This window comes from Curtobacterium sp. BH-2-1-1 (assembly GCF_001806325.1).
Taxonomy (GTDB): domain Bacteria; phylum Actinomycetota; class Actinomycetes; order Actinomycetales; family Microbacteriaceae; genus Curtobacterium.
Genome location: NZ_CP017580.1, coordinates 1,140,637 through 1,167,053 on the forward strand (window position 1 = coordinate 1,140,637; position 26,417 = coordinate 1,167,053).

The 26,417-nt window shown below is 72.1% G+C and carries 25 protein-coding genes; 16 read left to right on the forward strand and 9 right to left on the reverse strand.

Annotation, left to right across the window (positions count from 1 at the left end; all coding sequences use genetic code 11):
- The first annotated feature begins 69 nt into the window (after positions 1 to 69).
- Positions 70 to 2,643 carry a helix-turn-helix transcriptional regulator gene (locus tag BJK06_RS05255; RefSeq protein ID WP_083295079.1) on the forward strand — a complete coding sequence of 858 codons (2,574 nt, stop codon included), beginning with the start codon at positions 70 to 72 and terminating at the stop codon, positions 2,641 to 2,643.
- A gap of 352 nt (positions 2,644 to 2,995) precedes the next feature.
- Here BJK06_RS05255 and BJK06_RS05260 read toward each other — a convergent pair whose 3' ends face one another.
- Positions 2,996 to 3,358 (reverse strand): sterol carrier family protein, encoded by a 363-nt coding sequence (locus BJK06_RS05260; protein ID WP_070419240.1) that lies wholly within the window; start codon positions 3,356 to 3,358, stop codon positions 2,996 to 2,998.
- A gap of 57 nt (positions 3,359 to 3,415) precedes the next feature.
- On the opposite strand from BJK06_RS05260, the gene purD reads away from it, so the two are divergent.
- Together purD and BJK06_RS05270 are read left to right on the forward strand one after the other, a co-directional pair.
- Complete coding sequence (gene purD / locus BJK06_RS05265) at positions 3,416 to 4,684, forward strand: phosphoribosylamine--glycine ligase (RefSeq protein ID WP_070417004.1); 1,269 nt, start codon at positions 3,416 to 3,418, stop codon at positions 4,682 to 4,684.
- Positions 4,681 to 5,550 (forward strand): phosphoribosylaminoimidazolesuccinocarboxamide synthase, encoded by an 870-nt coding sequence (locus BJK06_RS05270; protein ID WP_070417005.1) that lies wholly within the window; start codon positions 4,681 to 4,683, stop codon positions 5,548 to 5,550. The genes purD and BJK06_RS05270 overlap by 4 nt, the downstream gene beginning before the upstream one ends.
- Positions 5,551 to 5,861: 311 nt before the next feature.
- On the opposite strand, the gene BJK06_RS05275 is transcribed toward BJK06_RS05270, so the two are convergent.
- The gene (locus BJK06_RS05275; protein ID WP_070417006.1) at positions 5,862 to 7,055 is read right to left on the reverse strand and encodes a GAF domain-containing SpoIIE family protein phosphatase; all 1,194 of its coding nucleotides are present in this window, start codon (positions 7,053 to 7,055) and stop codon (positions 5,862 to 5,864) included.
- 138 nt (positions 7,056 to 7,193) lie between these two features.
- On the opposite strand from BJK06_RS05275, the gene BJK06_RS05280 reads away from it, so the two are divergent.
- The 5 genes from BJK06_RS05280 to BJK06_RS05300 are packed head-to-tail and all read left to right on the forward strand — an operon-like array spanning position 7,194 to position 11,100.
- Positions 7,194 to 8,129 carry an ABC transporter ATP-binding protein gene (locus BJK06_RS05280; protein WP_070417007.1) on the forward strand — a complete coding sequence of 312 codons (936 nt, stop codon included), beginning with the start codon at positions 7,194 to 7,196 and terminating at the stop codon, positions 8,127 to 8,129.
- The gene (locus BJK06_RS05285) at positions 8,126 to 8,896 is read left to right on the forward strand and encodes an ABC transporter permease (protein ID WP_181015152.1); all 771 of its coding nucleotides are present in this window, start codon (positions 8,126 to 8,128) and stop codon (positions 8,894 to 8,896) included. The genes BJK06_RS05280 and BJK06_RS05285 overlap by 4 nt, the downstream gene beginning before the upstream one ends.
- Before the next feature lie 23 nt (positions 8,897 to 8,919).
- Positions 8,920 to 10,143: a sensor histidine kinase gene (locus BJK06_RS05290; protein ID WP_070417008.1), complete on the forward strand. Its 1,224-nt coding sequence runs from the start codon at positions 8,920 to 8,922 to the stop codon at positions 10,141 to 10,143.
- On the forward strand, positions 10,140 to 10,766 hold the full coding sequence (locus BJK06_RS05295) for a response regulator transcription factor (RefSeq protein ID WP_070417009.1): 627 nt from the start codon (positions 10,140 to 10,142) through the stop codon (positions 10,764 to 10,766). Before BJK06_RS05290 ends, BJK06_RS05295 begins: the two co-directional genes overlap by 4 nt.
- 10 nt (positions 10,767 to 10,776) lie before the next feature.
- The gene (locus tag BJK06_RS05300; RefSeq protein WP_070417010.1) at positions 10,777 to 11,100 is read left to right on the forward strand and encodes a hypothetical protein; all 324 of its coding nucleotides are present in this window, start codon (positions 10,777 to 10,779) and stop codon (positions 11,098 to 11,100) included.
- Positions 11,101 to 11,161: 61 nt separating this feature from the next.
- Here the strand turns inward: BJK06_RS05300 and BJK06_RS05305 are convergent, their stop codons facing one another.
- The 3 genes from BJK06_RS05305 to BJK06_RS18995 form a co-directional block, all read right to left on the reverse strand.
- A complete protein-coding gene (locus BJK06_RS05305; RefSeq protein ID WP_070417011.1) occupies positions 11,162 to 11,977 on the reverse strand; it encodes an AraC family transcriptional regulator in 816 nt (271 codons plus the stop codon).
- 121 nt (positions 11,978 to 12,098) lie between these two features.
- Positions 12,099 to 12,716, reverse strand: coding sequence for a signal peptidase I (gene lepB, locus BJK06_RS18990; RefSeq protein WP_070417012.1), 618 nt, complete (start codon positions 12,714 to 12,716; stop codon positions 12,099 to 12,101).
- Complete coding sequence (locus tag BJK06_RS18995) at positions 12,713 to 13,276, reverse strand: hypothetical protein (RefSeq protein ID WP_070417013.1); 564 nt, start codon at positions 13,274 to 13,276, stop codon at positions 12,713 to 12,715. The genes lepB and BJK06_RS18995 overlap by 4 nt, the downstream gene beginning before the upstream one ends.
- 154 nt (positions 13,277 to 13,430) lie before the next feature.
- On the opposite strand from BJK06_RS18995, the gene BJK06_RS05320 reads away from it, so the two are divergent.
- The gene (locus BJK06_RS05320; RefSeq protein WP_070417014.1) at positions 13,431 to 14,300 is read left to right on the forward strand and encodes a VOC family protein; all 870 of its coding nucleotides are present in this window, start codon (positions 13,431 to 13,433) and stop codon (positions 14,298 to 14,300) included.
- A 42-nt stretch (positions 14,301 to 14,342) separates the two neighbouring features.
- A complete protein-coding gene (locus BJK06_RS05325) occupies positions 14,343 to 14,909 on the forward strand; it encodes a GNAT family N-acetyltransferase (RefSeq protein WP_070417015.1) in 567 nt (188 codons plus the stop codon).
- Between the two features lie 72 nt (positions 14,910 to 14,981).
- On the opposite strand, the gene BJK06_RS05330 is transcribed toward BJK06_RS05325, so the two are convergent.
- Together BJK06_RS05330 and BJK06_RS05335 are read right to left on the reverse strand one after the other, a co-directional pair.
- The gene (locus BJK06_RS05330; RefSeq protein WP_258027743.1) at positions 14,982 to 16,418 is read right to left on the reverse strand and encodes a catalase; all 1,437 of its coding nucleotides are present in this window, start codon (positions 16,416 to 16,418) and stop codon (positions 14,982 to 14,984) included.
- Between the two features lie 210 nt (positions 16,419 to 16,628).
- Positions 16,629 to 17,072 carry a Fur family transcriptional regulator gene (locus BJK06_RS05335; protein WP_070417017.1) on the reverse strand — a complete coding sequence of 148 codons (444 nt, stop codon included), beginning with the start codon at positions 17,070 to 17,072 and terminating at the stop codon, positions 16,629 to 16,631.
- Positions 17,073 to 17,155: 83 nt separating this feature from the next.
- Between BJK06_RS05335 and BJK06_RS05340 the strand changes: the two genes are divergently transcribed.
- From BJK06_RS05340 to BJK06_RS05350, 3 genes are all read left to right on the forward strand, one after another.
- Positions 17,156 to 17,947: an aquaporin gene (locus BJK06_RS05340; protein WP_070419242.1), complete on the forward strand. Its 792-nt coding sequence runs from the start codon at positions 17,156 to 17,158 to the stop codon at positions 17,945 to 17,947.
- Positions 17,948 to 18,144: 197 nt separating this feature from the next.
- Positions 18,145 to 19,452, forward strand: coding sequence for an acyltransferase (locus BJK06_RS05345; RefSeq protein WP_258027716.1), 1,308 nt, complete (start codon positions 18,145 to 18,147; stop codon positions 19,450 to 19,452).
- Between the two features lie 35 nt (positions 19,453 to 19,487).
- Complete coding sequence (locus BJK06_RS05350; RefSeq protein ID WP_258027717.1) at positions 19,488 to 20,414, forward strand: cytochrome c oxidase assembly protein; 927 nt, start codon at positions 19,488 to 19,490, stop codon at positions 20,412 to 20,414.
- 224 nt (positions 20,415 to 20,638) lie between these two features.
- Here the strand turns inward: BJK06_RS05350 and BJK06_RS05355 are convergent, their stop codons facing one another.
- Both BJK06_RS05355 and BJK06_RS05360 read right to left on the reverse strand, forming a co-directional pair.
- Positions 20,639 to 22,279, reverse strand: coding sequence for a DHA2 family efflux MFS transporter permease subunit (locus BJK06_RS05355; protein WP_258027718.1), 1,641 nt, complete (start codon positions 22,277 to 22,279; stop codon positions 20,639 to 20,641).
- On the reverse strand, positions 22,276 to 22,890 hold the full coding sequence (locus tag BJK06_RS05360; RefSeq protein WP_070417018.1) for a PadR family transcriptional regulator: 615 nt from the start codon (positions 22,888 to 22,890) through the stop codon (positions 22,276 to 22,278). Before BJK06_RS05360 ends, BJK06_RS05355 begins: the two co-directional genes overlap by 4 nt.
- A gap of 144 nt (positions 22,891 to 23,034) precedes the next feature.
- Between BJK06_RS05360 and purS the strand changes: the two genes are divergently transcribed.
- From purS to purL, 3 genes are read left to right on the forward strand one after another with little or no spacing between them, the layout of a single operon-like run.
- Positions 23,035 to 23,286 carry a phosphoribosylformylglycinamidine synthase subunit PurS gene (gene purS, locus BJK06_RS05365; protein WP_070417019.1) on the forward strand — a complete coding sequence of 84 codons (252 nt, stop codon included), beginning with the start codon at positions 23,035 to 23,037 and terminating at the stop codon, positions 23,284 to 23,286.
- A gap of 5 nt (positions 23,287 to 23,291) precedes the next feature.
- Positions 23,292 to 23,987, forward strand: coding sequence for a phosphoribosylformylglycinamidine synthase subunit PurQ (gene purQ / locus BJK06_RS05370; RefSeq protein WP_070419245.1), 696 nt, complete (start codon positions 23,292 to 23,294; stop codon positions 23,985 to 23,987).
- Positions 23,988 to 24,034: 47 nt separating this feature from the next.
- Positions 24,035 to 26,416 (forward strand): phosphoribosylformylglycinamidine synthase subunit PurL, encoded by a 2,382-nt coding sequence (gene purL, locus BJK06_RS05375; RefSeq protein WP_229085404.1) that lies wholly within the window; start codon positions 24,035 to 24,037, stop codon positions 26,414 to 26,416.
- Position 26,417 lies beyond the last annotated feature (1 nt).

The following is a 26,417-nucleotide window of genomic DNA, read 5'->3' on the forward strand; positions in this document are numbered from 1 at the left end:
GTGCGGCCAGGTCGATCCGGGAGAGGATGGTCCCTACCGATCGGTATCCACGGGGAGGAGGTACGGCAGATGCGCGAACGGACCGCTCGTGGTTCCCGGATCCCGGCGCGGATCGGCTGGCCGATCCTCCAGCGTCGCGAGGAGGACCGAGCCGTCTCCGTCGTCGCCGAGCACCGGTGGAGCGTCGCACTCGTCGGGGCTCCCGGTCTCGGCAAGAGCTCGGCGGCGGTGCGGGTCACCGACCGCGTCTCCGGGCGTGACACCTCCGGCCGGACCCTCGTCGTGCCGATCACCGCCGTCGCCGCCAGCCGCTCGATGCCGTTCGGCGCGGTGGCCGAGCGCTTCGGGGAGCTCCCCGGGTCGCTCGCCGAGCTCGTCGGTGCCGGGGGTGCCGAGCAGCGCCTCCGCGAGAGCGAGGAGCTCACCGACCGTGACGTCCTCCTGCGCGTGGACGACGCCGACCACCTCGACGCGATCTCGGCGCGGTACGTGGCGTGGCTCGTCCGCGAGCAGGGTGCCCGTCTCGTGCTGACGTGCCGCGACTTCACCGCGCTCCCCGAACCCCTGCGCGCCCTGTGGCAGGACGACCTGCTGGAGCGCATCGACCTCGAACCGCTCGACCTGCACGAGACCTCGTCCCTCATCGCCGAGGCGCTCGGTGCCCAGCTCGAGACGGCGTCGGCGGAGCGGGTGCACCGCGCCACCGCCGGCAACCCGCTCTACATCCGCGAGGTCGTCCGGTCCGCACTCGCCTCCGGTGCCCTCGACCAGACCGCGACGGGCTGGTACTGGCGGGGCCGGGTGACGGCGTCGAACAGCCTCGCCGACATGTACCGGACCGAGCTCGGCTCGCTGCCGGAGGACCTCCGCGACGTGGTCGACATCGTCGCCCTCGCGGACCCGATCCCCCTCGCGCGGCTGATCGGGCTCGTCAGCGGCGGGGACGTCGACCGGGTGGTGGCGCTCGGCCTCGTCCGGATCGACTCGCTCGAGGACGGCGCCGCGGTCGTCCGGCCGTCGCACCCGCTCGTCGGCGAGGTCGTCCGGGCACTCGTCCCAGTCGCCCGGCGCACGGCGCTGTTCGCCCGCGCCAACGCGTTCCGCACCGACCGCCCCGAGGGCGCCCCGCCGGCCGCCCGGCTCCGTGCCGCGCTGTGGTCGCTGGAGTGCGGCGTGCTGCCCCCGGTCGACCAGTTGCTCGACGCCGCCCAGGTCGCCGTCCGGCTGCAGGAGCACGAGAGCGGCATCGCCCTCGCCTCGGCGGCCCTGCGCACCACGCTCAGCCCGAGCGAACGGGTCGCCGCGCACTGCCTGCGGTCGCTCGCGCACTCGTACAGCACCGGTCGCGAGGCCGGTCGCGCCGACGCCGAGGCCGCCTGGGCCGTGGTGTGCTCGGCCCCGACCGAGGTCGACGACCACGCCGTGATCGAGGCGTGCGAGACCCTCGCGAACATCCGGCAGTTCCACGACGACGACGTCCTCGCCGCGGTGGCCCTCACCGACGTCGCCGCACGGTTCGTCTCCGGCGACGCCGTCGAACGGCTCCGGCTGCTGCGGCTCGCCCACCTCGGGTGGGGCGGCAGCTTCGACGAGGTCCGTGCCGAACTCGAGCGCTCGGGCATCGTGCACGCGGCGACGGTGCCGTTCGCCTTCCTCTGCCTGGCGCCGTGCGCGGTGATGGCCCTCGCGACCGGGGGTCGGCTGGACGAGGCGGCGGCGTTCGGCCGGGCCTGCCTGGCGACCGCGGTCGAGCACCTCGAGGACGCCCCCTGGAGCGTCGGCGAGATCGTCTCCGTGCTGCACCAGCTGCAGGTCTGGCGGGGCGACATCGCCGACCTCATCACCGAGGTCCCGGTCCGCCGGTCCAGCCCCTACCTGAAGTACGACTTCACGCTCGAGCTCATCGGCGAGGGCAACCTCGCGCTCGGCCAGCGGCGCTGGGACGACGCCATCGCCGCGTTCTCCGCCGCCTGCGAGCGGTACGACGTGGCGGACCACGGCGGGTTCGCGGCCTACCCGTGGGCACGGCTCGCGATGTCGTACGCCTACGCCGGCCGCGCCGAGGAAGCCTCAGCAGCGCTCGAACGCGCCCGGTCGACGCCGCTCCGGGCGATGCGGATCATCGGCGAGCAGATCGCGGTGACGATCGCGTGGACCGAGGCGGTGCTCGGCAACCCGGCGGGCCTGCGGCACGCGGACGACATCATCGAGCGCGGGACGGCGAGTGGGTCCTGGACGCACGTCATGTACGCGCAGACGCTGCACTACACGAACGACATGCTGAACGGGCGGGACTCCGCCGCGTCCCTCGAACGGATGCGCGACGCCGCCACCCGGGTCGACGGACCGCTCGCGGGAGCCATCGTCGAGTACGCCGAGGCGATCCGCGCCGACGAACGGACCCGGATCATCGCGGCCCAGGGCGTGCTCGCGTCGCACGGGATGGCGGTGTCGGCCGGACGGGTGAAGCCACCGCTGACCAACCGCGAGTACGAGGTCGCGGAGCTCGCCGCACAGGGCATGAGCAACCGCCGCATCGCCGAGGTACTCGGCCTCAGCGTGCGCACGATCGACGCCCATCTGTCACGGGTGTTCACGAAGTGGGACCTGCACGCGCGCACGGAGCTCGCCGAGCTGCTCTGATCGGCGAGTCGTCCGGGCGCAACCGCGCCTCCGGAAGCCGCAGGTTCGTTGCGGAATGCAGCACGACTCGCCGGAACGGTTGACAGGATGTACGGAATGTCGCGTACCTTTGACCCTGTCGCCGGGTTCGGACCCGTTCGGGTCGGGTCCGAATCCCGGCGACTTCTACGGTATTCGCCGGGTCGGTGACGTCACATCAGTAGGTACTACCTAATTCGGTGAGGCCGTCTAAGTACTTGCGTCCGTATGGACCAGGAGGCGCGGGGCGGGCTGGCACCGTTCCTCCCGTCCGGCACACGCGACCGTCTGCTGTCTGCTCCGGACCGTCTGCTGTCCCGTGTCGGCGGCCGTCTCAGACGGCCAGACGCACCGGCAGGAAGTCCGTCAGGTCCGCACGCGACCCGGACGCGCTGACGCGCGCCTGCGCGACGGCCTCGTCCCAGCGCAGCTCGCCGGTGGCGAGCGCGAGCCACGTGGCCGCGTCCGTCTCGACCACGTTCGGCGGCGTCCCACGGGTGTGCCGGGGACCGGGGACGGCCTGGACCGCCGCGAACGGCGGGACCCGCACCTCGACGCTGTTGCCGGGCACGTCCTCCGCGAGGCGCTGCAACGACCACCGCACCGCAGTCGCCAGGGTCGGCCGAGCGGTAGCCCCCTGCTGCACGGCGGTGAGCGCGGCGCGGCCCTCCGCGTCCTCGATCCTCCTGGGTGGCATGTCCACAGGCTAGCCGTCGCATCGCAACGGGCGAGTCGGGATCGGTAGGGTGATCGGGTGCGAATCCTCGTCCTCGGTTCCGGTGCCCGCGAGCACGCGATCATCACGGCCCTCCTCGCGGAGCAGGCCGGTCACGTCATCACCGCAGCGCCGGGCAACGCCGGCATCGCGGCCGACGTCGAGACCGTCTCGATCGACCCGACGAACGGTGCCCTCGTCGCCGAGTACGCGCTCGAGAACGGTGTCGAACTCGTCGTCGTCGGGCCCGAGGCGCCACTCATCGCCGGTGTCGCCGATCCGGTCCGCACGCGGGGCATCCCGGTGTTCGGTCCGAGCAAGGCCGCCGCGCAGCTCGAGGGCTCCAAGGCCTTCGCGAAGCGGATCATGTCCGAGGCGGCGGTGCCCACCGGGCGCCCGGTGTACGCCGGCACCGTCGACGAGGCCGTCGCCGCGATCGACGAGCTCGGCGCCCCCTACGTCGTGAAGGCGGACGGGCTCGCCGCCGGCAAGGGCGTCCTCGTGACCGAGGACCGCCAGGCAGCGATCGACCACGCCACCTACTGGCTGCAGCACGGCCACGTCGTGGTCGAGGAGTTCCTCGACGGCGAAGAGGTCTCCCTGTTCTTCCTGAGCGACGGGCACGACGTCCGACCGCTCAGCCCCGCACAGGACTACAAGCGACTGGGCGACGGCGACGTCGGGCCGAACACCGGTGGCATGGGCGCGTACTCGCCGCTGCCCTGGCTCGCCGACCGCTGGGCGTCCGAGCAGGCCTTCGTGGACGAGGTCACCGACCTGGTCGCACTCCCCACCGTCCGTCGGCTCGAGCACGAGGGCACGCCGTTCGTCGGCCTCCTGTACTGCGGGCTCATCGTCACCGAGCAGGGCGTCCGGGTCATCGAGTTCAACGCGCGCTTCGGCGACCCGGAGACCCAGGTCGTCCTCCCCCGCCTGGCGACCCCGCTGAGCGGGCTGATGCTCGCCGCGGCCACCGGGCAGCTCGGGGGCACCCCAGCGCCGTCGTTCCGCGACGAGGCCGCCGTGACGGTCGTGCTCGCGAGCGAGGGCTACCCGGAGAACCCGCAGACCGGTCGGCCGATCACCGGGATCGACGCCGCGAACGCGCGCGAGGGGGTCTCCGTCGAGCACGCCGCCACCGGGGTCCTCGACGACCAGCTCGTCGCGACCGGCGGGCGGGTGCTGAGCGTCGTCGCCACCGGGTCCTCCTTCGCCGAGGCCCGCGACCGCGCCTACGCCGGCCTGGGCGACATCACGCTCGCGGGAGCGCAGTTCCGCACCGACATCGCCGCGAAGGTCGCCCGATGAGCCCGGCGCCCGTCCTCGACGGCTGGCAGCACGTCTCCTCCGGCAAGGTCCGCGAGCTCTACGTCCCCTCCGGCACCGCCGACGTCGCGAGCGCCACCGAGCTGCTCCTCGTCGCGTCCGACCGGGTGAGCGCCTACGACTTCGCGCTCGAGCCGCCGATCCCGGGCAAGGGCGAGCTCCTCACCCGGCTGTCCCGCTTCTGGTTCACCCAGCTGGCCGACGTGCCGAACCACCTCATCGCGCCGTCCGCCGGCGGGACCCCGGTGCCGTCGTCGGTGGCATCGCGTTCCATGCACGTCATGCCGCTCGAGATGTTCCCGGTCGAGTGCGTCGTCCGCGGGTACCTCGTCGGCAGCGGGTGGGCCGAGTACCAGCAGTCCGGCAGTGTCTGCGGCGTGCCCCTCCCCGCCGGTCTGTCGAACGGCGACCAGCTGCCCGAACCGATCTACACGCCGGCGTACAAGGCGCCGCAGGGTGAGCACGACGAGAACATCTCCTTCGAGCAGACGGTCGACCTCGTCGGGTCCGACGTCGCGACGCAGCTGCGGGACCTCTCGCTCCGCGTGTACTCCGAGGCGGCGGCGATCGCGCTCGACCGCGGGGTGGTCATCGCGGACACGAAGTTCGAGTTCGGGCGCGATGCCTCGGGGCAGATCCGGATCGCCGACGAGGTCCTGACGAGCGACTCCAGCCGCTACTGGGACGCCCGGTCGGGGAACCGCACGGAGTCGTTCGACAAGCAGATCGTGCGGGACTGGCTCAGCGCGAACTGGGATCGGCAGGGGACGCCGCCGGTGCTGCCCGAGGCGATCGTGGCGCGGACGGCCGAGCGCTACCGCGAGCTCATCGAGCGCCTGGGCGCGTAGCGCCGGCGCGGGCGCGGGCGGCCGCGAGCGGCGCCGCGAGCGGGCACAACACGCCGCTCACGTCCGCCGAGGGCGCACGAAGTGCCGCCCGTCCGCGCCGAGCGCGACAGAACGCGCCCTCTCGGCGCCCGACCCGCGCGACCGCAGGACGGGAGGCGCGGCGCCAGGCCGACCCGCGCCTCCCGGCCGCACGCACGCCGGACGCCCCCGCGAACGAGCACAACACGCCGCTCACGTCCGCCGAGGGGCCACGAAGTGCCGCCCGCCGACGCCGAGCGCGACAGATATTGCCCTCTCGGCGCCCAGCCCCGTCAGTCGCGCGCGACGACCACGACCGTCAGGTCGTCCCCCGGGTCGTGCGTCGCCGCACGCGCCCGCACCCGCCCGAAGAACACGTCGAGCTCCGGCGCGTCCCGCCACATCGCCCCGAGCGCACCGAGGGACGCGAGCGTGGAGTCCCACAGCTCGAGCGCCCCGTCGCTCACGACGATGAGGACGTCCCCGCGCTCCAGCTCGAGCGTCCCGGTGACCCGCGCGGCGCCCACCGGGTGCAGCCCGATCGGCAGGTCGTACGAGCGCAGCACGGTCTCGGTGCCGTCCGCGTGCAGGTGCAGCACGAGACCGTGCCCCGCGTCGGTGAACTCCATCCGCCCGGTCGAGGTCGTCAGGCGGCCGTGGAACAGCGTCGCGAAGGACTCGGCACGACCGAGGTCCGGGGCGACCTGGGCCTCGAGCGCCGCCACGGCATCGCGGGACGACGACGTCCCCCGAGCGAGCAGCGCACCACGGATGGTCGCGGCGAGGAGCCCGGCGGACATCCCCTTGCCCATGACGTCGGCGACGGTCACCGAGAGCGACGCCCCGTCGACGTGCCAGTCGTGGAAGTCACCGGACACGACCCCGTGCGGCTTGGACATGCCGCCGACGCGGTACCCGGGCAGGTCGACACCGGCCGGCTCGAGTCCGGCGAGCACCGAGCGGAGACGGTCCTCGTCGGCGCCGACGGCGAGCTCGCGCTCCGCCCACACGCCGAGCTCCTGCAGCAGCGCGAGGTCGTCGTCGTCGAGCGTGCGCGGTGTCGGGTCGATGAGGCAGAGCGTGCCGACCTTGACGTCGTCGTCGCCCACCCGCAGGGGCACCCCGGCGTAGAACCGCACGTTCGGGTCGTCGACCACCATCGGCATGTCCGAGTACCGGACGTCGGCGCGGGCGTCGGGGACCACGACGGGGCCGTCGACCGCGAGGGTCCGACCGCAGAACGTGTCGTGCAGCGGGATGGTCGGGCCGAACACCGTGTCGCTCTGCTGCGACTTGATGAAGACCTCGGACTCCCCCGCGAGGTTGAGGAACGAGCCGGTGACGCCGAACGCCTCGCGCGCGATCCGCGTGATCCGTTCGAAGCGTTCCTCCGGCCCGCCCTCGACCACGTCCAGCGCGGCGAGGAGCGCTGCCCGCCGGACGGCGTCCGTGGCGGGTCGGTCGGTGACGACGGGCTCGTGGTGCATGCACCCACGCTAACGCGCCTACCGGACAGTGGCCGTCCCCAGTACGGAGGACGCCGGGGTCGGCCGTGACAGATGTCATGCCCGATCCGTGACGCACGGCAGAGGGCCGCGAACCCACCTCGCGCCAGGCTCGGAGCCATGAACGACACACCGGTCATCCAGCTCCGCGACCTCCGCAAGCGCTTCGGCGCCGTGGCCGCGGTCGACGGCGTCGACCTGACGATCCGTCCGGGCGAGGTCGTCGCCCTCCTCGGCCCGAACGGCGCCGGCAAGACCACGACCGTCGACCTCGCGCTCGGGCTGTCCACGCCGACGACCGGCCAGGCCCTGCTCTTCGGCGAGGAGCCCCGCGCCGCGGTCGTCGCCGGCCGGGTCGGCGCGATGCTCCAGGGCGGCGCACTCCTGCCGGACACGACGGTCCGGGACGCGGTCGCGCTCGTCGCCGCGGCACACCGGCGTCCGATGCCGGTCGACGAGGCCCTCCGGCGAGCGCGGTGCACCGAGATCGCCGGACGCCGGGTCAACAAGCTCTCCGGCGGGCAGCTGCAGCGCGCACGGTTCGCCGTCGCCGTGGTCTCGGACCCGGACCTCCTGGTGCTCGACGAGCCGACCGCGGCGATGGACGTCGAGGCCCGGCACACGTTCTGGTCGTCGATGCGCGAGTTCACCGACGCGGGGCGCACGGTCGTGTTCGCGACGCACTACCTCGACGAGGCCGACACCTTCGCCGACCGCATCGTCATCATGCGCGCCGGCCGGATCGTCGCGGACGGCACGCCCGCCGAGATCAAGGCGATCACCGCCACGCGCGCGGTCCGGTTCTCCGGGCTCGGCACCGACGCGCACGTCGCGTTGCGCGGTCTGCCGGGAGTCGTCTCCCTGGAGGCGCGGCACGACTCCGTCACGCTCCGCTCGGACCGCAGCGACGACACCCTCAGGGCCCTGCTCGCCACGTTCCCCCAGGCACACGACATCCAGGTGGTCGCCTCGACCATGGACGACGCCTTCCTCGCGCTCACCGCCGACCCCGCCGCAGCAGCTACCGACACCGCTCCCGAAGGAGTCCTCGCATGACCACCGCCACCGCCTCCGGCCGCCTGCCGATCCGCTACGTGTACCTCGAGACGAAGCGGCAGCTCCGCAACGTCCGCGCGATGGTATTCACCTTCGCCATCCCGGTGATCATGCTGCTCGTGTTCGGCTCGGCATTCGGTTCCCAGACCGACCCGACGACGCACCTGCAGTACCTCACCGTCACGACGCTGCAGATGGCGTCGTACGGCGCGATGATGGCCGCGCTCAGCCAGGCGTTCGCGATCGTCAACGAACGGTCGATCGGCTGGAACCGGCAGCTCCGCGTGACGCCGCTGTCCGGGTGGGGGTTCATGGTGTCGAAGGTGATCGCCGCGATGGCCTTCTCCGCGGTGTCGATCGTCATCACGGTGCTCGTCGCGACCGTGGTCCTGCACGCCTCGCTCGACCCGCTGCACTGGTTCGCCGCCGGGTTCGGCATCTGGTGCGGGGTGATCCCGTTCGCCCTCATCGCGATCCTCATCGGGCAGTTCGCGAAGCCGTCGTTCGCGCAGCCGCTCTTCATGGTGGTGTTCATGGGCCTGGCGATCCTCGGCGGCCTCTGGGTCCCGCTGTCGGTGATGCCGGGCTGGATGGGGAGCGTCGCGCACCTGCTGCCCTCGTACTGGCTGAACCGGATCGGGCAGATGGGCGCCGGGGCGACCGGGTCCTCGGGCATGACCGAGCCGGCGATGGTCCTGGCGGGCTGGGCGATCGTCCTCGCCGCGGTGATCGTGTGGCGCTACCGCCGCGACGCCGCACGACAGTGACCGACGGTCCTACGCTGGCACCGATGTCCGAGGCGACCAGCACGACCGAGGCGCGTGGTGCGGAGCACGCACCCCGCGCCTCCAGGTCGTCCCGCCCGTCACCCCGATCGTTCCCGTGGGCCGTCCCACCGGGCGCGAGCGACGACGACATCCGCATCGGGCGGCGCCGCTGGTACACCGGCGCGGTGTTCGCGCTCCTCTGGCAGGTGCTCGAGATCATCGCCGTCTGGAGCGACGGCCGGAGCCTCCGGGCGCACGTCCTCTCCACCGTGGCCCTCGCCGTCGTCTACGCGGCGTACCTGTTCGCGCCGGAGCTGATGTGGCGGCGGAGCTTGCGCGGACGAGTCGTGGTCCTCGCCGGGGTCGCCCTGCTCGCGGGGCTGCTGCTGTTCGTGGTCGGGCCGCTCGCCGTCTGGACCTGGCTGCTCGTCGCCGCACTGTCCGGGTTCGTCGCGGAACGGTTCTGGGTCGCCGGCGTGGTCGTGCTCGCGATCCTCGGCGCACAGTTCCTCGTCGCCGCGAGCACCGGCTGGGACACGGCGGTGAACAGCGGCATCCTGTTCGCCCCGGTCATCACCGTGTCCGTCGGAGCGTCGATGCTCTTCTTCGGCCGGCAGCGCGAAGCGGAACAGCGGCTCGGCGTCGCGCAGGACGAGATCACCCGGCTCGCCGTCGTCGAGGAGCGCGCACGGTTCTCCCGCGACCTGCACGACGTCCTCGGCCACTCGCTCACGGTCGTGGCGATGAAGTCCGAGCTCGCCGCACGGTTGGTGGACGTCGACCCGGCACGGGCGAAGACCGAGATGCAGGACGTCGAGCGACTCTCCCGCGAGGCGCTGCAGGGTCTCCGGCGCGCGGTGAGCGGCTACCGCGAGGCCGACCTCGACGCCGAACTCGTGTCGGCACGGGCGGCGCTCGAGGCCGCGGCGATCGACGCGGTGCTCCCCCGCGACGGCGACGCGGCGGCCGACGACGTCCGGAGCCTTTTCGCGTGGGTCCTGCGCGAGGGTGTCACGAACGTCATCCGCCACGCGGCCGCCAGTCGGGTCCGGGTCACGCTCACCCGGTCCGCCCTGACGATCGAGGACGACGGCACGGGCCTGCTCGACCCGGACGCCGCCTCCACCACCCCGGGCAACGGGCTGCGCGGGCTCCGCGAGCGTGCCGACGCCGTCGGGGCGACCCTGACCACCGGCACGAGCGACTTGGGCGGCTTCCGGCTGCGGGTCGAGAGGAACCGACGATGACCGAGACCATCCGTGTGCTCCTCGCCGACGACCAGGCGCTCGTCCGCGGTGCGCTCGCATCCCTGCTGTCGCTCGAGCGGGACATCGAGGTCGTCGCCCAGGTGGCCCGCGGCGACGAGGTGCTCGAGGCAGCACGGTCCTCCGGCGCCACCGTCGCCCTGCTCGACGTCGAGATGCCCGGCGCCGACGGGCTCACCGCCGCCGCTGCCCTCGCCCGCTCGCTGCCCACGTGCCGATCGCTCATCGTGACGACGTTCGGCCGGCCCGGGTACCTCCGGCGCGCACTGGAGGCCGGGGCCGCGGGCTTCGTCGTGAAGGACACCCCCGCCGAGCAGCTCGCCGACGCCGTCCGACGCGTCGCGGGCGGGTTCCGGGTCGTCGACCCCGTGCTCGCCGCGGAGTCCCTCGCCGCTGGCCCGTCCCCGCTCACCCCGCGGGAGACCGACGTGCTCATCGCCTTCCGCACGGCGCCGACCGTGGCCGGGGTCGCCGGGTCGCTGCACCTGTCCGAGGGCACGGTCCGCAACCACCTGTCGTCCGCGATCGGGAAGACCGCCGCGCGCAACGCGACCGAGGCGCTCCGGGTCGCGGCGGACAACGGCTGGCTGCTCGGGACGGCGTAGCCTTGCCGACGTGCTCCGACGTGTCGCCCCCGTGTTCGTCCTCGGCGTCGCCGCGGTCCTGACGCTCACCGGCTGCGGTGCGCACGACTCCACCGGGCAGCTGTCCGTGACCGTGTCGGCCAACGCCGCGGACCACCCCTACGAGGTGAAGGTCTTCACCGCCGAGACCGGGAAGCTCTCCGAGCACCAGCGGGTGTTCCCGGGCGGCACCGCGGACTTCGCCGGGGTTCCGCTGGGCAAGGTGACCGTGCGGGCGAACGAGCTCTGCCCGCAGGAGGCCACCGTGTCGAACGGCGAGGTCGCGACGGTCACGCTGACGACGACGGGCTGCTGACGCACAGGAGGCGCGGTGCGGGTCAGACCCGCACCGCGCCTCCTGGACGGGGTCCGGCTGGTCAGCCCTCGGAACGGCCCGACCGCCGGAGCGTCTGGTGCGGACTCTCGCCGAACCGCTGCCGGTACGAGGCCGCGAACCGGCCGAGGTGCGCGAAGCGCCAGCGCCGGGCGATGTCGCGGACCGTCACGACCCCACCCCGGCGGGACGTGAGTTCGAGGTGCACGCGGTCGAGACGGACCTCGCGGAGGTAGCGCATCGGCGTCACGGCGAGGCGACGGCGGAACAGGTCCTGCAGACCCCGTTCGCTGAGCTCCGCGCCGGCGGCGATGTCCGCGACCTCGAGGTCCTCGTCCGCGTGGTCGTGCACGAAGCGGATCGCGCGACGCAGCCGGTGCTCGACGTCGGAGCGGGACCGGGTGAACGTCGACAGCACGACCGTGGCCACCCGCCGGTTCAGCGCTGCCCGCTCGGTGGCGTCGAGGTCGGGGTCGAGGATGCGGTCGGTCACCTCGCGCAACAGGGTCAGCAGGGGCTCGACGCCGGGGTCGGCGGCGTCCGGTTGCACGAACTCCGACGGCTCCTCGGCGTCGCCGAGCATCGCGGGCGCGACGTGCAGGAGCGTCATCGCGGTCGCGTCGGTGTCGAACGCGTACGCGACGGGTGCCGACAGCATCATCGGTCGTCCGGGCCCGACGTCCCACTCGCTGCCGTCGTCGGCGGTCAGCGTCGCCCGGCCGTTGGCGAGCACGAAGACGACGTGGTCGGGGCGGGGGCCGATCGTGCCGGCCTGCGGCCCACCGGTGCGGATCTTCCGGAGGGAGACGTGCTCGTCGCCGCCGGAGCGGTAGTCGAACGGCTGGTCGGAGGACGTCACGAGAGCCTCCGTTCGACGATCCGCGCGCCGGGTCCGGCGGGCCACCGAACGCTACCGTGACCGTCCGGCGCACGCGAGACCCCCGTCCGCGTCGCGCAACGGGCCGACCGTTCGCCGTCGATCACGGGTTCGGGACCGCGTCCCAGACGTTGCCGTGCCGTGACAGCACCGTCCACCGCGACACCGGCCAGATCGTGACGAAGGCCCGGCCGACGACGTCCGACACCGGGACGGTCCCGTGCGCCCGGGAGTCGGCGGAGTCGTACCGGTTGTCGCCCATCACCCACAGCCGGCCCTTCGGCACGGTCACCGAGAAGTCGGTCAGCGCGACCCGGTCGGAGCCGGGCCGCAGCACGACGTACGACTCGTCGACCGCGTGACCGTTCACCGACAGGCGCCCCTGCGCGTCGCAGCACGAGACGGTGTCGCCGGGCAGGCCGATCACCCGCTTGATGAGGTCGTTCCCCTGCCCGGGGCCGAGCCAGCCGCCCGGGTCCTCGAAGACGACGACGTTGCCGCGTCGGAGCGGCACCACTCCGGGGACGAGTTCGTTGACGAGCACCCGGTCGCCGACCAGGAGCGTGTTCGCCATCGACAGCGAGGGGATGAAGAACGACCGGACGAGGTACGACTTCACCAGGAAGGACGCCAGCAGCGCGACGACCACGATGATCGCGAGGTCACGGAGGAACTTCCAGCGGGCACGCCTGCGGGGCTCGGGGACGGCTTCGTCGCTCAATGCGTCAGCACCACCTTGACGACACCGATGACGAACGCGACGGCGGCGAGCACGATGCCGCCCCAGAGCCCGAGGAACGTCGGCCGCTTGCCGCTGAACCGCTGCATGAACACACCGACCATGCCGATGCGGACCACGAGGATCACGAGCGCGGCCGTCTGCGCCCACGACGCGGGCAGCCAGCCGATCCACGCGACGGCGTACAGCACCGCGGGGATGAGGCCGGACGTGGCGATCGGGTTCGCGTTGCGGACGATGGTGGCCACGGACTCGCGACGGACGTCGTCGGACGCGTCGTCGTCCCCGAGCCCGTGCGCGACCAGGTGCGACAGCACGTGCGCGAGGTACGTGAGCACCGCGGTGCCGAGGACCGCCCACACCGCCGAGCCGTGGTGGATCGCGGCGGGGTCCACGGCGATCGCGGCGGCGAGCACGGTGATGTTGCCGTAGACGTACGACGACATCCGGTCGCGCATCTGCTCGATCGGCAGGTCGCGGCGGTCCGGACGGCCACCCCGGCGGCCGCCCGCTCGGTCCGGCAGTCGTCGTGTGCGTGGCATCCCTCCATCTTGGCCCTGCCCGGGGCCGCGCAGCCGACAGGACACCGAGTGCGATGGCACGCGCCGTGCTCGCGATGGCACGCGCCTCGTGTGCGATGGCAGACGTCACGCCCATTTGGTTGACGCGTCAACCAAATGGGCGCACACTGGTCGCATGACCACGCAGGACCTCCTCGCCGCCGACACCTCGATGGGCGCCGTGACGCTCCGGGTCGCCGACCTCGACCGCATGATCGGCTACTACCGCGACGGCGTGCGGCTGTCCCTCCTGTCGAACGAAGGCGGTGTGGCGGTGCTCGGGCGGGGCACGACCCCGATCGTCATCCTCGAGCACGCGCCGTCGATGCAGCACGCCGGGCCGCACGACGCCGGCCTGTTCCACACCGCGATCCTGTTCGACACGAAGGCCGACCTGGCCGCCGCGCTCTACTCCGTCGCGACCCGGTATCCGCAGACCTTCACGGGCAGCGCCGACCACCTCGTCAGCAACGCGTTCTACTTCACCGACCCCGAGGGCAACGGCGTCGAGCTCTACTGGGACCGCGACCGCACCGAGTGGTCGTGGACGCACGGCATGGTCGACATGTCCACCATCTACGTCGACCCGAACGCCTTCCTGCAGGAGCACCTCACGCAGGACGCCCTCGACGGCGCAGCAGCACGCCCCGGACGTGTCGGCCACGTGCACCTGTCGGTCGGGGACGTCGCCACCGCCAAGGAGTTCTACGTCGACCGGCTCGGCTTCGCGACCACGGCCGGTTGGGGTGAGGCGCTGTTCGTCAGCGCCGGCGGCTACCACCACCACATGGCGATGAACACGTGGAACTCGCGCGGAGCCGGACGCCGCCAGCTCGCGCTCGGACTCGGACTCGTCCGGATCGAGGTCCCCGGCGCGGACGACCTCGGCGCCCTGGTCGAGCGGATGCACGACTCCGGGGTGCGGTCGGCGGACGACGGTCGGACGGTCGCCTTCGAGGACCCGTGGGCGAACCGGATCGAGGTCACGGCGCCGGGTCGCGGCTGACCCCACCGCACCGGGACGGACGGTCTCCGGCAGGATGGACCCGTGACTGAGGACATCCGGTGGGAGGTGGTCGAGGAGAGCACGCTGTCGCTCCCCGACCACGAGGCGATCGCAGCGCTCCTGGGGCAGGCGTTCCCGGACTGGTCGCACTGGTACGTGGGCGGCCGCAGCTGGGCGGGCATGCAGCCCGAGCGGCGCGTGCTCGCCCGTGACGCCGACGACGTCGTCCTCGCCCACGTCGGGATCCGCCGGATGTTCATCACCGTCGGCGGCCAGGACGTGCTCGTCGGCGACACCGGCCTCGTCGCGGTGTCGCCACGACTGCAGGGCACCGGCAAGGGCCGCGACCTGATGGAGCGTGCGCACGCTGTGCTCGAGGGGCTGGCGGTGCCGTACGGGTTCCTCGGTGCCGGTGAGAACCGGGTGCCGTTCTACGCGAACCTCGGCTGGCACGTGTTCGACGACGTCGTCGCGGACTACACGGCGTTCACGGCCGAGGGCGCCGGGCTGCCGATGACCGACCAGGGCGGCTGGATGGTGCTCCCCGTGGCCGAGCGGCTCGAGGACTGGCCGGCCGGCCCCATCTGGCTGAACGGCCAGCAGGTCTAGGACGGGACGACAGACGGGAGGCGCGGTGCGGGTTCGACCCGCACCGCGCCTCCCGTCTGGTGAGAGCGGGGCTTACGCCTCGACCGCGACCTTCTCCGGGTCCTCGTTCGAACCGGGCGCGCTCGGCGCGACCGCTGCGCGCACGCGCGCGCCGAGGTCGGCGTCGACGTTCGTCCAGTAGGCGAACACTCGCTCGCGGAGGTCGTCGCGCGTCACCTTCGAGACGTGCCCGGCGATGTTGCCGACCAGGCGCTCACGGGCGGCGTCGTCGAGGACCTCGCGCACCAGGGTGCCGGCCTGACCGAAGTCGTCGTCCTCGGGGTGGAGGGTCGCGGCGGAGCGCTGCAGCGCGCCGTCGGACTCCCAGCCGGGGGTCTCGTCGGTCGCGGCCGGGTCGGCGTGCGCACCGCCGAGGGAGTTCGGCGCGTAGACCGGGACCTCGGACTTCTGGAAGTCGAAGCGCATCGCGCCGTCCTTCGAGTACGAGTGCACCTCGTTTTTCGGGGCGTTCACCGGCAGCTGCGCGTGGTTCGTGCCGACGCGGTAGCGGTGCGCGTCCGCGTAGCTGAAGATGCGCGCGAGGAGCATCTTGTCGGGGCTCGCCGCGATGCCGGGAACGAAGTTCGAGGGGGCGAAGGTCGCCTGCTCGATCTGCGCGAAGTAGTTCTCCGGGTTGCGGTTGAGCTCCATCGTGCCGACCTCGATGAGCGGGTAGTCCGCGTGCGGCCACACCTTCGTCAGGTCGAACGGGTTGAAGCGGTAGCCCTCGGCGTCGGCGTAGGGCATGACCTGCACCTTGAGGGTCCAGCGCGGGTTGTCGCCGCGCTCGATGGCCGCGTGCAGGTCACGGATGTGGAAGTCCGCGTCCTCGCCGGCGATGCGGTCGGCGTCCTCCTGCGTCAGGGTCTTGTGGCCCTGCTCCGTGAGGAAGTGGTACTTCACCCAGAAGCGCTCGCCCTCGGCGTTGATCCACTGGTAGGTGTGCGAGCCGAAGCCGTCCATCTCGCGCCACGACGCCGGCAGACCGCGGTCGCCCATCAGCCACGTGACCTGGTGGGCCGATTCGGGCGACAGGGTCCAGAAGTCCCACTGCATGTCGTGGTCGCGCAGGTGCGAACCCGGCAGGCGCTTCTGCGAGCGGATGAAGTCCGGGAACTTGATGCCGTCGCGGATGAAGAACACGGGGGTGTTGTTGCCGACGAGGTCGTAGTTGCCGTCCTCGGTGTAGAACTTCAGCGCGAAGCCGCGCGGGTCGCGCCAGGTGTCCGGGGAGCCCTGCTCGCCGGCGACGGACGAGAAGCGGGCGAGCATCTCGGTCTGCTTGCCCGGCTGCAGGAACGCGGCACGGGTGTACTTGCTGATGTCCTGCGTGACGGTGAAGGTACCGAAGGCACCGCCGCCCTTGGCGTGGACGACCCGCTCCGGGACGCGCTCACGGTTGAACTGGGCGAGCTTCTCGACCAGGTAGTGGTCGTGCAGCGCGAGGGGGCCGTCGGCGCCGACACCCATGGAGTGCTGGTCGCTCGACACCGGCGCGCCGGAGTTGGTGGTCGTGGTGGGGGTGCCGGCCGGCTGGCCGGGCGTCGTGTTCTGGTCGGACACGGTTCCTCCTTGGGTGGAACGGTTGGTTCGGTCAGGGGTGCTCGGGTTGCTCGTGGTCCCGGTTCGGTGCCGGGAGCGGGAACGACTGCGGTCGTCCCCGGGTCGGGGTGTCGGCGGTCAGGCCGGGACGGCCACGGTGTCGTCGCGTTCGGCGGCGGCGCACTGTTCGCAGATGCCCCAGTAGGTGACCTCGGCCGTGGTGACGGCGAAGCCGTGCGTCTCGGACGGGGTGAGGCACGGCGCGTGGCCGACGGCGCAGTCGACGTCCTCGATCGCGCCGCACATCGTGCAGACGATGTGGTGGTGGTTGTCGCCGGTCCGTCGCTCGTACCGGGCGGGGCTGCCCGCGGGCTCGATGCGCCGGACCAGTCCGACGCCGGTCAGTGCTGCGAGGACGCCGTACACCGCCTGGTGGCTCGTGGTGGGCAGCTCGGCGGCGAGCGCGGTGACGATGTCGTCGGCGGTCGCGTGCGGCATGGTCTCCGTCGCGCGGAGGACCGCCAGCCGTGGTGTCGTGACCCGGAGACCGGAGGCGCGGAGCAGGTCGGCGTCGACGTCCATGCTGAGCCTTTCTTTTGCAGAGATCAAGACAACACCGCCACTGTACACCAGGCGATCCGATGGTCGAGCGCGAACGGTGGGGCATGACAGATGCACCACCAGTCGCTCCCGCCCCAGCCGCGCTCCCCGCCCGCCTCGTCGCCGAGGCCGCGGGGACCTTCCTGCTCGTGTTCGCCCTCGTCGGCGCCGCGACCTCCACCGCCGTGTTCCCCGACGAGCACAACACGCTCGGGATCGGGCTGCTCGGTGTCGCGCTCACCCTCGGCCTCGTGGTGATGATCGGCGCGAGTGCGTTCGGTCCCGTCAGCGGGGGACACTTCAACCCCGCGGTGACGATCGGCCTCGCGGTCGCCGGCCGGCACCGGTGGGCGGACGTCGTCCCGTACCTCGTCGCTCAGTTCGTCGGCGGCACGGCCGGGGCTGCCGTCCTCGTCCTGTTCGCCGGGCTCGGACCGGCCACCGCCCTGCAGAGCACGCTCGACGGCGGCTTCGCCTCGAACGGCTTCGACGCGCAGAGTCCCGGCGGTTCCACCCTGCTCGGCGTCGCCCTCGCCGAGACGATCGCGACCGCCGTCTTCGTGACGGTGATCCTCCGCGTGACCGGAGCCCGCGGGAGCGCGGTCCCGGCGCCCGTGGTCATCGGCGCGACCCTGACGATCCTGCTGCTCACGCTCATCCCGATCTCGAACGCGTCGCTGAACCCGGCGCGGTCGTTCGCCACCGCGGTGTTCGCGGGGCCGGACTGGCTCGCGCAGTGGTGGGTGTTCCTGGTCTTCCCCGTGCTCGGCGCCGTCGTCGCGGGAGCGATCGGTCGGATCGGACGGACGTCACGCGCGGACGACACGACAGTGGAGCTCGACGCACCGCGGGCCTGAGCCGACCCGGGGCGCGGGTGGGCCGGTCGACCGGCTCGACCCGCGCCTCCCGGCCCTCGTGCGCGCCGACGCGACGTGCGGGACGCATGCCGGACGCTGCCGGACGCATGCCCTTGGCGGAATACGATGTGTCACGATCGGATCGCGATCGGCTGGAACGACGCTGGGAGGGCGGGAACCCGCGCTACCGTCCCGCCATGTCCATGCAGCAGGGCCTGCCGCAGCAGGCGCACAGCGCTCAGGACGCCCGGGGGATCATCGCGCAGCGGGACCTGGTCGTCGACCTCATCCGGACGGCCTGCGTCGTCCTCGTCGTCTTCGTGCACGTCACGATGGTCGGTGTCGCCGTGGGGGCGGGCGGCATCGTGGTGACGAGTCCGCTCCAGGAACTCCCCTGGTACGTCGCCGCGACCTGGATCGGCCAGGTGATGCCGCTCTTCTTCGTGGTCGGCGGCTTCGCCAGCGCCGTGGGGTGGCGTTCCACGGTCGCGCGCGGCGGCGGCGCGCGGGACTTCGTGGCGACGCGGCTCGTGCGGCTCTTCCGGCCGGCGATCCCGCTCTTCGCGGTGCTCGCGCTCGGCCTGGGCGTCGCCACGCTGCTCGGCACGCCGCCGGGGCTCCTCGCCGAGGTCGCGTTCGGCATCGGCTCCCCGCTCTGGTTCCTCGCCGCGTACGGGATCACCCAGTGCTGCGTGCCGGTCATGATGCGACTCCACGAACGCGCTCCGTGGCGCACGCTCGGCGCACTGCTCGTGCTCGCCGCGGCCGTCGACGGCGTGCGCTTCGCCACCGGGTCGGCAGAGATCGGTCTCCTCAACCTCGGCCCGGTGTGGCTCTTCGCGCAGCAGCTCGGCTTCCTCTGGGCCGACGGCTGGTTCGCCCGACGATCGCGCGTGCTGCTCGTCGCCGTCGCCGCGGCCGGGTACGGCGTGCTCGTGCCCCTGACGTCGATCGGGCTCTGGGCTCCGGACATGCTGCAGGACCTCAACCCGCCGATGCTCCCACTCGCCGTGCTGGCCATCGCCCAGGCCTGCCTCGTGCAGGTCGTGCACGCCCCGCTCACCCGGCTGATGCGCACCCGCGCGGCCCAGGGCGCCGTCTTCCTGCTCGGCCGGGACAGGATGACGATCTACCTCTGGCACCTGCCGCTCTTCATCGCGCTGAACGGGGTCGCCCTGCTCGTCGGCGTTCCGTTCCCGGCGCCGGGGTCGCCGACGTGGTGGGCGACCCGTGGGGTGGCCCTCGTCGTCCTCCTCGCGGTCGCCCTCGGCACCGCCCGGGCGCTGCGCCGGTTCGACCGGCCGCTCCCCCGGCTCGTCCCCGGCACCGATCGCCCGGCCTGGCCCGTGCTCGCCGTCGCGGCGCTCTGCACGATCGGGCCGGCCTTCGCGGTGATGCAGCTGCACCTGTCGTTCGGGGTCGCCCTGCTCGGTGCACTGGCCGTGCCGGTGGGGGTCCGGCTCCTGACGAGGACCGTGCCGACGCGGAGCACCGCCCGGATCTGAACCGGTTCTCACCGGCAGGGGCTGCTCCGGGGCGCGTGCCGGGCGGAGGATTGTCGTCGGCCGCACGATCCTCGAGGAGGCACCCCACGCCGTCGACACCCGAGTTCTGGAGCACGTGGCACCTCGACCCGCTCGCGGCCGTCCTCATCGCCGTGGCTGCGGTCACCTACGGCTGGTGGGTCGTCGGTGCCGCCAGGCGGGGCACCCGGTGGCCGTGGTGGCGGACGCTCGCCTTCGTCGGGGCGCTCGTCCTGTTCGGCATCCTGCAGTTCGGGATCGTCGGCATCCACGATCAGGACCTCCGGTGGGCGTTCGTGCTGCGGTTGGCCCTGCTCTTCTTCGCGGTCCCCACCTTCGCCGCGTTCGCCGCGCCCGTCTCGTTGCTCCGCTCGGGAGGCCCGGCTCGCCTCGCGCAGGCAGCCTCCGCAGCGCTCGCATCGCGTCCGGCACGGGTCCTCGGCAACGCGGTCGTGTCGCCGCTGATCGCCCTCGCGCTGTTCTGCGTGCTGCTCACCCCGTTCTCGTCGACGATCCGCGAGTCCCCGGTCTGGGCGACGGCGATCACGGTGTTCGTGCCGATGCTCGGGTTCGCCCTGCTGACCCCGCTGTCCGAGCCGGGGATCCTCCGCTCGTCGACGTTCGTCACGATGGAGTTCCTGCTCGCGTTCGTCGAGCTCATGGCGGACGCGATCCCGGGCATCGTGCTCCGGATCACGAACCACGTGCTCGACGGGTCGGTCACGGCGGCGGTCGGGCAGCCGTGGTTCCCGTCGCCCCTGCGCGACCAGCACCTCGCCGGAGACCTGCTGTGGTTCATCGCCGAGGTCGCGGACGTGCCGGTGCTCATCTCGCTGTTCATCCGGTGGCAGCGATCCGATCGCCGCGAGGCCCGCACCGTCGACGCCCTCACCGACGAGGAGATGGCGGAGCTCACCCGGGCGCACCTGCAGCGCCGCGGGTGACGCGGGGTCGGTGTCGGTGTCGGTCGTGACGCCGCGACATCGACATCGTGCCGGTCGATCGACGGGTGTCTTGTCGACCGATGCACACGCAGTGGATGCACGCGCAGAGAACGACGTTCCACGAGTCGATCACGACGTGTCTTGTCGCGAAGTCGCCCCGCACGCGACGGAGCCCCGCGCCGCACAGTGCGACACGGGGCTCCGGGGCTCCGGGCTGGCTCGGGCTAGGCGTCGGCGTGCCGCCCGTGGTGGTCGGTCGCGGCGAGCTCGGCCTCGGCGGTCTCCGGCGCGGGTGCCGCGGCGTGGACACCGTGACGCTGCTCGGACCCCACCACGCTGCCGTCGGACGCAGACGCGGGCGACCCGTCGGACGTGCCGCCGGTCTGCTGCCACGCCACGGTCTGCTTCGGCTTCGCCAGGAACAGCGCGGCGACGATCCCGATGCCGAGCACCACGGCCGGCAGCACGAGCGACTGCCCCATGGCGGTGGCGAACGGCTGCTGCAGGAAGGCCGGGAGCGCCCCGACCTGCTGCTCCGCACCGCCGGCGCTCGTGCCGCCGGTGGACGCCGGGAAGTTGGCCGTGATCCGCGCCTCGATCAGCGCCGCGATGCCGGCCGAGCCGAGGACGGCACCGATCTGCCGCGTGGTGTTGTAGACGCCCGAGCCGGCGCCGGCGAGCTTCGGCGGCAGGTTGCGCGTCGCGGAGACCGAGAGCGGCCCCCACATGCAGGCGTTCGCGAGGCCGAGGAGCGTCGACGGCAGGAGCACCCAGCCCCAGTCGGCACCCGAGGCCAGGAGCGACCCGAACCAGAACAGCGCGCCGGAGAAGCAGGCGAGTCCGAACGCCGCGACCCAGCGGAGGCTCCACCGGTTGAGGTTCTTGCCGACGAGCGGGGCAAGGCCGGCCGAGAGCACGGCCTGCGGGACGAGGAGCAGCGCCGCCTGGGTCGGGCTGAACGTCAGCACGTCCTGCGCCCAGAGCATGATCGGCAGGGCGAACGACGAGATGGCGACGCCGACCGCGGTGATGGCGATGTTCGCGAGCGTGAAGTTGCGGTCCTTGAAGAGGCCGAGCGGCAGGAGCGGCTCACCCTTCTGCACGCCCTGCCACACCACGAAGGCGACGAGCACGACGATGCCGGCGATGATGAGCGACCAGACCGAGATCGGGCCGGTGATGGTGCCCCAGTCGTAGGTCTCGCCTTCCTGGATGCCGAAGACGAGCAGGAACATGCCGACCGCGCTCAGGACGATGCCGAGGGTGTCGAAGCGGTGCCCGTGCCGGTCGAACGACGGGACGAAGCGCTGCGCGAGCACGAACGCGACCACACCGACCGGGACGTTGACGAAGAAGATCCACTCCCAGCCGAAGCCGTCGACGAGCAGGCCGCCCACGATCGGGCCGACGAGCGAGGCGACACCGGCGACGGCACCCCAGAGGCCCATCGCCGCGCCGCGGTTCTGCGGCGGGAAGATGCGCGTGATCACGGCCATCGTCTGCGGCGTCATCATCGCCGCACCGAGCCCCTGGACCACACGGGCCACGATGAGCACCTCGATCGAGCCGGCGAGCCCGCACCAGAGGCTCGAGAGCGTGAACACCACGAGCCCGATCTGGTACATGACCTTCGGGCCGAAGCGGTCACCGAGCCGGCCGGTGATGAGGAGCGGCACGGCGTAGGCGAGCAGGTAGGCGCTCGTCACCCAGATGACGGAGTTGATGCTGGCGTCGAGCTTCGCGGCGATGGTCGGCGTCGCGACGGACACGATCGTCGAGTCGACGAGGATCATGAAGAAGCCGACGACGAGGGCCCAGAGGGCCGGCCACGGCTTCTTCTCGGTGGTGGTCGAGACGGAGGTCATCGAGTGGGTTCCTTGCTGTTCGTGGTGGTGCCTGTGTCGGTGGGGACGGCCGGGCCGTCCCAGGGGATGTCGCCGCTCGCGATCCGGTCGGCCGCGGCGTCGAGCCACTCGATCTGCGCGGTGAGCATGGCACGGACGTACGACACGTCCAGCCAGAAGCGGTCCGCGAGACGCTTGGCCTGGAGGCCCGTGGCGGCTTCGTCGTACTGCTCGCGTTCCGTCCGGAGTGCGCGGGCGCGGGCGCGCAGGGCGGTCGCCGCGTCCTCGGCGCTCAGGTTGTCGACGTGGGAGACCGCGAGTTGGAACTCCGGGTACTCGTCGGCGGGCTCGGCGATCATGCGGCGGAGGCCGTCCTCGAGCGCGGTGCGCCCGTGGTCGGTGATCGCGTAGGTGGTGCGTTCCGGTCGGTTGCCTTCTCGCGCGGTGCCGAGCGCCTCGGCGTAGCCGAGGTCCACCAGGCGACCGATCTGGTGGTAGAGCGTGCCCGGTCGGACCTTGACGTTCTGGTCGTCGCGACGCTGCAGCATCGTCTGGAACATCTCGTAGGGGTGCATGGGCGACTCCGCGAGGAGCCCGAGCGCGGCGAACGCGAGGGGCGTGAGCGACGCCATCCGTGCCTCCTGGACTGGTCCGTACCGATTATTCCAAGTGGAATGTACGCCTTCGAACAACCGAGCGCAAGCGCGTCCGACGCGCCGCGCGCGCCCCGTAGACTGTTCGCGTCCCACCCATCCCCGAAGTGCTGGAGTGAACACGTGCCAACGATCGTCGTCGAGGTCATGCCGAAGGCCGAGATCCTCGACCCCCAGGGCAAGGCGGTGGGCAACGCCCTCGCCCGTCTCGGCAAGGCAGACCTGACCAACGTCCGCATCGGCAAGCGCTTCGAGGTGGCCGTCGACGGCCCGGTCGACGACCAGAAGCTGGCCGAGGTCCGCGAGATCGCCGCCGACGTCTTCTCCAACGCCGTCATCGAGGACGTCGTGTCCGTGACGGTCGAAGGCGAGTGACACCGGTGCGCATCGGCGTCATCACGTTCCCGGGCTCGCTCGACGACCGCGACGCCCAGCGCGCGGTCCGCCTCGCCGGCGCCGACCCCGTCGCGCTCTGGCACGGCGACCACGACCTGCAGGGCGTCGACGCGATCGTCCTCCCCGGCGGGTTCTCCTACGGCGACTACCTGCGTGCCGGTGCGATCGCGGCGAAGGCCCCGATCATGGCCGAGGTCATCGACGCCGCCGGCAAGGGGATGCCCGTGCTCGGCATCTGCAACGGCTTCCAGATGCTCGCCGAAGCGCGACTCGTCCCGGGCGCGCACACCCGCAACGCGCACCAGCAGTTCATCCGGCGCGACCAGAAGCTCCGCGTCGAGACCAGCGCCACGGCGTGGACGAGCGGCTTCACGGCCCAGCAGGAGATCACCATCCCGCTGAAGAACGCCGACGGCCGCTTCGTCGCGGACGCCGACGAGATCAAGCGCATCGAGGACAACGGCCAGGTCGTGTTCCGCTACGTCGGCGTGAACCCGAACGGGTCGATCGACGACATCGCGGGCGTCTCCAACGAGCGCGGCAACGTCGTCGGCCTGATGCCGCACCCCGAGCACGCGACGGAGCCCGGGTTCGGCCCGGACACCCCCGCGGCGATGGCCTCCGGCACGGACGGCCTCACCTTCTTCACCTCCGTGATCGAGTCGACGCTCGTCAAGTGACGACCACGCCGACGAACACGACTCCAGTGACAGGGAACGACACCACCGTGACGACACACGTCCGCCCGAAGCCCGACACCGTCCAGGACGCCGCAGCCACGCCCGACAAGGAGCAGCCGTACGAGGCGCTCGGGCTGAAGGCCGACGAGTACGCGAAGATCCGCGAGATCCTCGGCCGCCGCCCCACCTCGGGCGAGCTGGCGATGTACTCCGTGATGTGGTCCGAGCACTGCTCGTACAAGTCCTCGAAGAACTACCTCCGGCAGTTCGGCAAGAAGGTCACGCCGGAGATGACGAAGAACCTCATGGTCGGCATGGGCGAGAACGCCGGTGTCATCGATGTCGGCAACGGCTGGGCGGTGACCTTCAAGGTCGAGTCGCACAACCACCCGTCCTACGTCGAGCCGTACCAGGGCGCCGCGACCGGTGTCGGCGGCATCGTCCGCGACATCATCTCGATGGGCGCCCGCCCGGTCGCCGTGATGGACCAGCTCCGCTTCGGCGCGATCGACCACGAGGACACGCAGCGCGTCGTCCACGGTGTGGTCGGCGGCATCTCGTTCTACGGGAACTGCCTCGGCCTGCCGAACATCGGCGGCGAGACCTACTTCGACCCGGTGTACCAGGGCAACCCGCTGGTGAACGCCCTCGCGGTCGGGGTCCTCCGCCACGAGGACCTGCACCTCGCGAACGCCTCGGGTGCCGGCAACAAGGTCGTGCTCTTCGGTGCCCGCACCGGTGGCGACGGCATCGGCGGCGCGTCGATCCTGGCGTCCGACACCTTCACCGAGGGCGGCCCGACCAAGCGTCCCGCCGTCCAGGTCGGCGACCCCTTCGCCGAGAAGGTGCTCATCGAGTGTTGCCTCGAGCTGTTCCAGAAGGAACTCGTCGAGGGCATCCAGGACCTCGGTGCCGCCGGCATCTCGTGCGCCACGAGCGAGCTCGCCTCGAACGGCGACGGCGGCATGCACATCTCGCTCGACGACGTCCTGCTGCGCGACCCCACGCTCACCGCCGAGGAGATCCTCATGTCGGAGAGCCAGGAGCGCATGATGGCGGTCGTCCGCCCCGAGAAGCTCGACGAGTTCCTCAGCGTCGTCGGCAAGTGGGAGGTCGAGACCAGCGTCCTCGGCGAGGTCACCGGCACCGGCCGGCTCGTCATCGACTGGCAGGGCCAGGAGATCGTGAACGTCGACCCGCGCACGGTCGCCGTCGACGGCCCGGTCTACGACCGCCCCGTGGCCTACCCGACCTGGATCGACGCGCTGCAGGCCGACTCGGCTGCATCGCTCGACCGCCCGGCCGACGGGCCCGCCCTCAAGGCGCAGTTCCTGCAGCTGCTCGGCTCCCCGAACCTGGCGTCGAAGAACTGGGTGACGAACCAGTACGACACCTACGTGCTCGGCAACACGGCGCTCTCCTTCCCCGACGACGGCGGCATGATCCGCGTCGACGAGGAGACCGGGCTCGGCGTCACGATCGCCACCGACGCGAACGGCCGCTACTGCCAGCTCGACCCGAAGCAGGGCGCCCGGCTGGCCCTCGCCGAGGCGTACCGGAACGTCGCCGTCACCGGTGCCGTCCCGGCCGCCGTGACCGACTGCCTGAACTTCGGCTCCCCCGAGAACCCCGAGGTCATGTGGCAGTTCTCCGAAGCGGTCGAGGGGCTCGCCGACGGCTGCATGGAGCTCGGGATCCCGGTCACGGGCGGCAACGTGTCGTTCTACAACCAGACCGGCACCACGCCGATCCACCCGACCCCGGTCGTCGGTGTCCTCGGCGTGATCGAGGACGTGGCGCTGCGCGTGCCCTCCGGCTGGCAGGACGACGGCCACAACATCTACCTGCTCGGCACCACGTCGCTCGAGCTCGACGGGTCGGCCTGGGCCGGCACCGTGCACGGGCACCTCGGTGGCCGTCCGCCGGCGGTCGACCTCGAGCGTGAGAAGGCCCTCGCGGACCTCCTGCACGCCGCGGCGAACGAGCAGCTGCTCACGAGCGCCCACGACTTGGCGGACGGCGGCCTCGGCCAGACCCTCGCCGAGTCGGTGCTCCGGTTCGGGCTCGGTGCCCGCGTCGTGCTCGACGAGCTCGAGGCCCGCGACGGCGTCGACACCGCCACCGCACTGTTCTCCGAGTCGACCGGCCGCGTGATCGTGACCGTTCGGCGCGAGGACGACGTCCGCTTCCAGGGCCTCTGCGACGGCCGCGGCTTCCCGGTGCTCCGCATCGGTGTCACGGACGCCACGAGCGGGTCGCTCGAGGTCCAGGGTGCGTTCGAGGCGACGATCGACGAGCTGCGCGGCACCCACGGCGCCACGCTCCCGAGCCGCTTCGGGGACGTCATCGTCGAGGACGTGACCGAGGGCTACGTCGGTCGGGGTCCGCTCGACGACCACGGCTCGTTCTCGCCGCGGACCGACTCCTGAA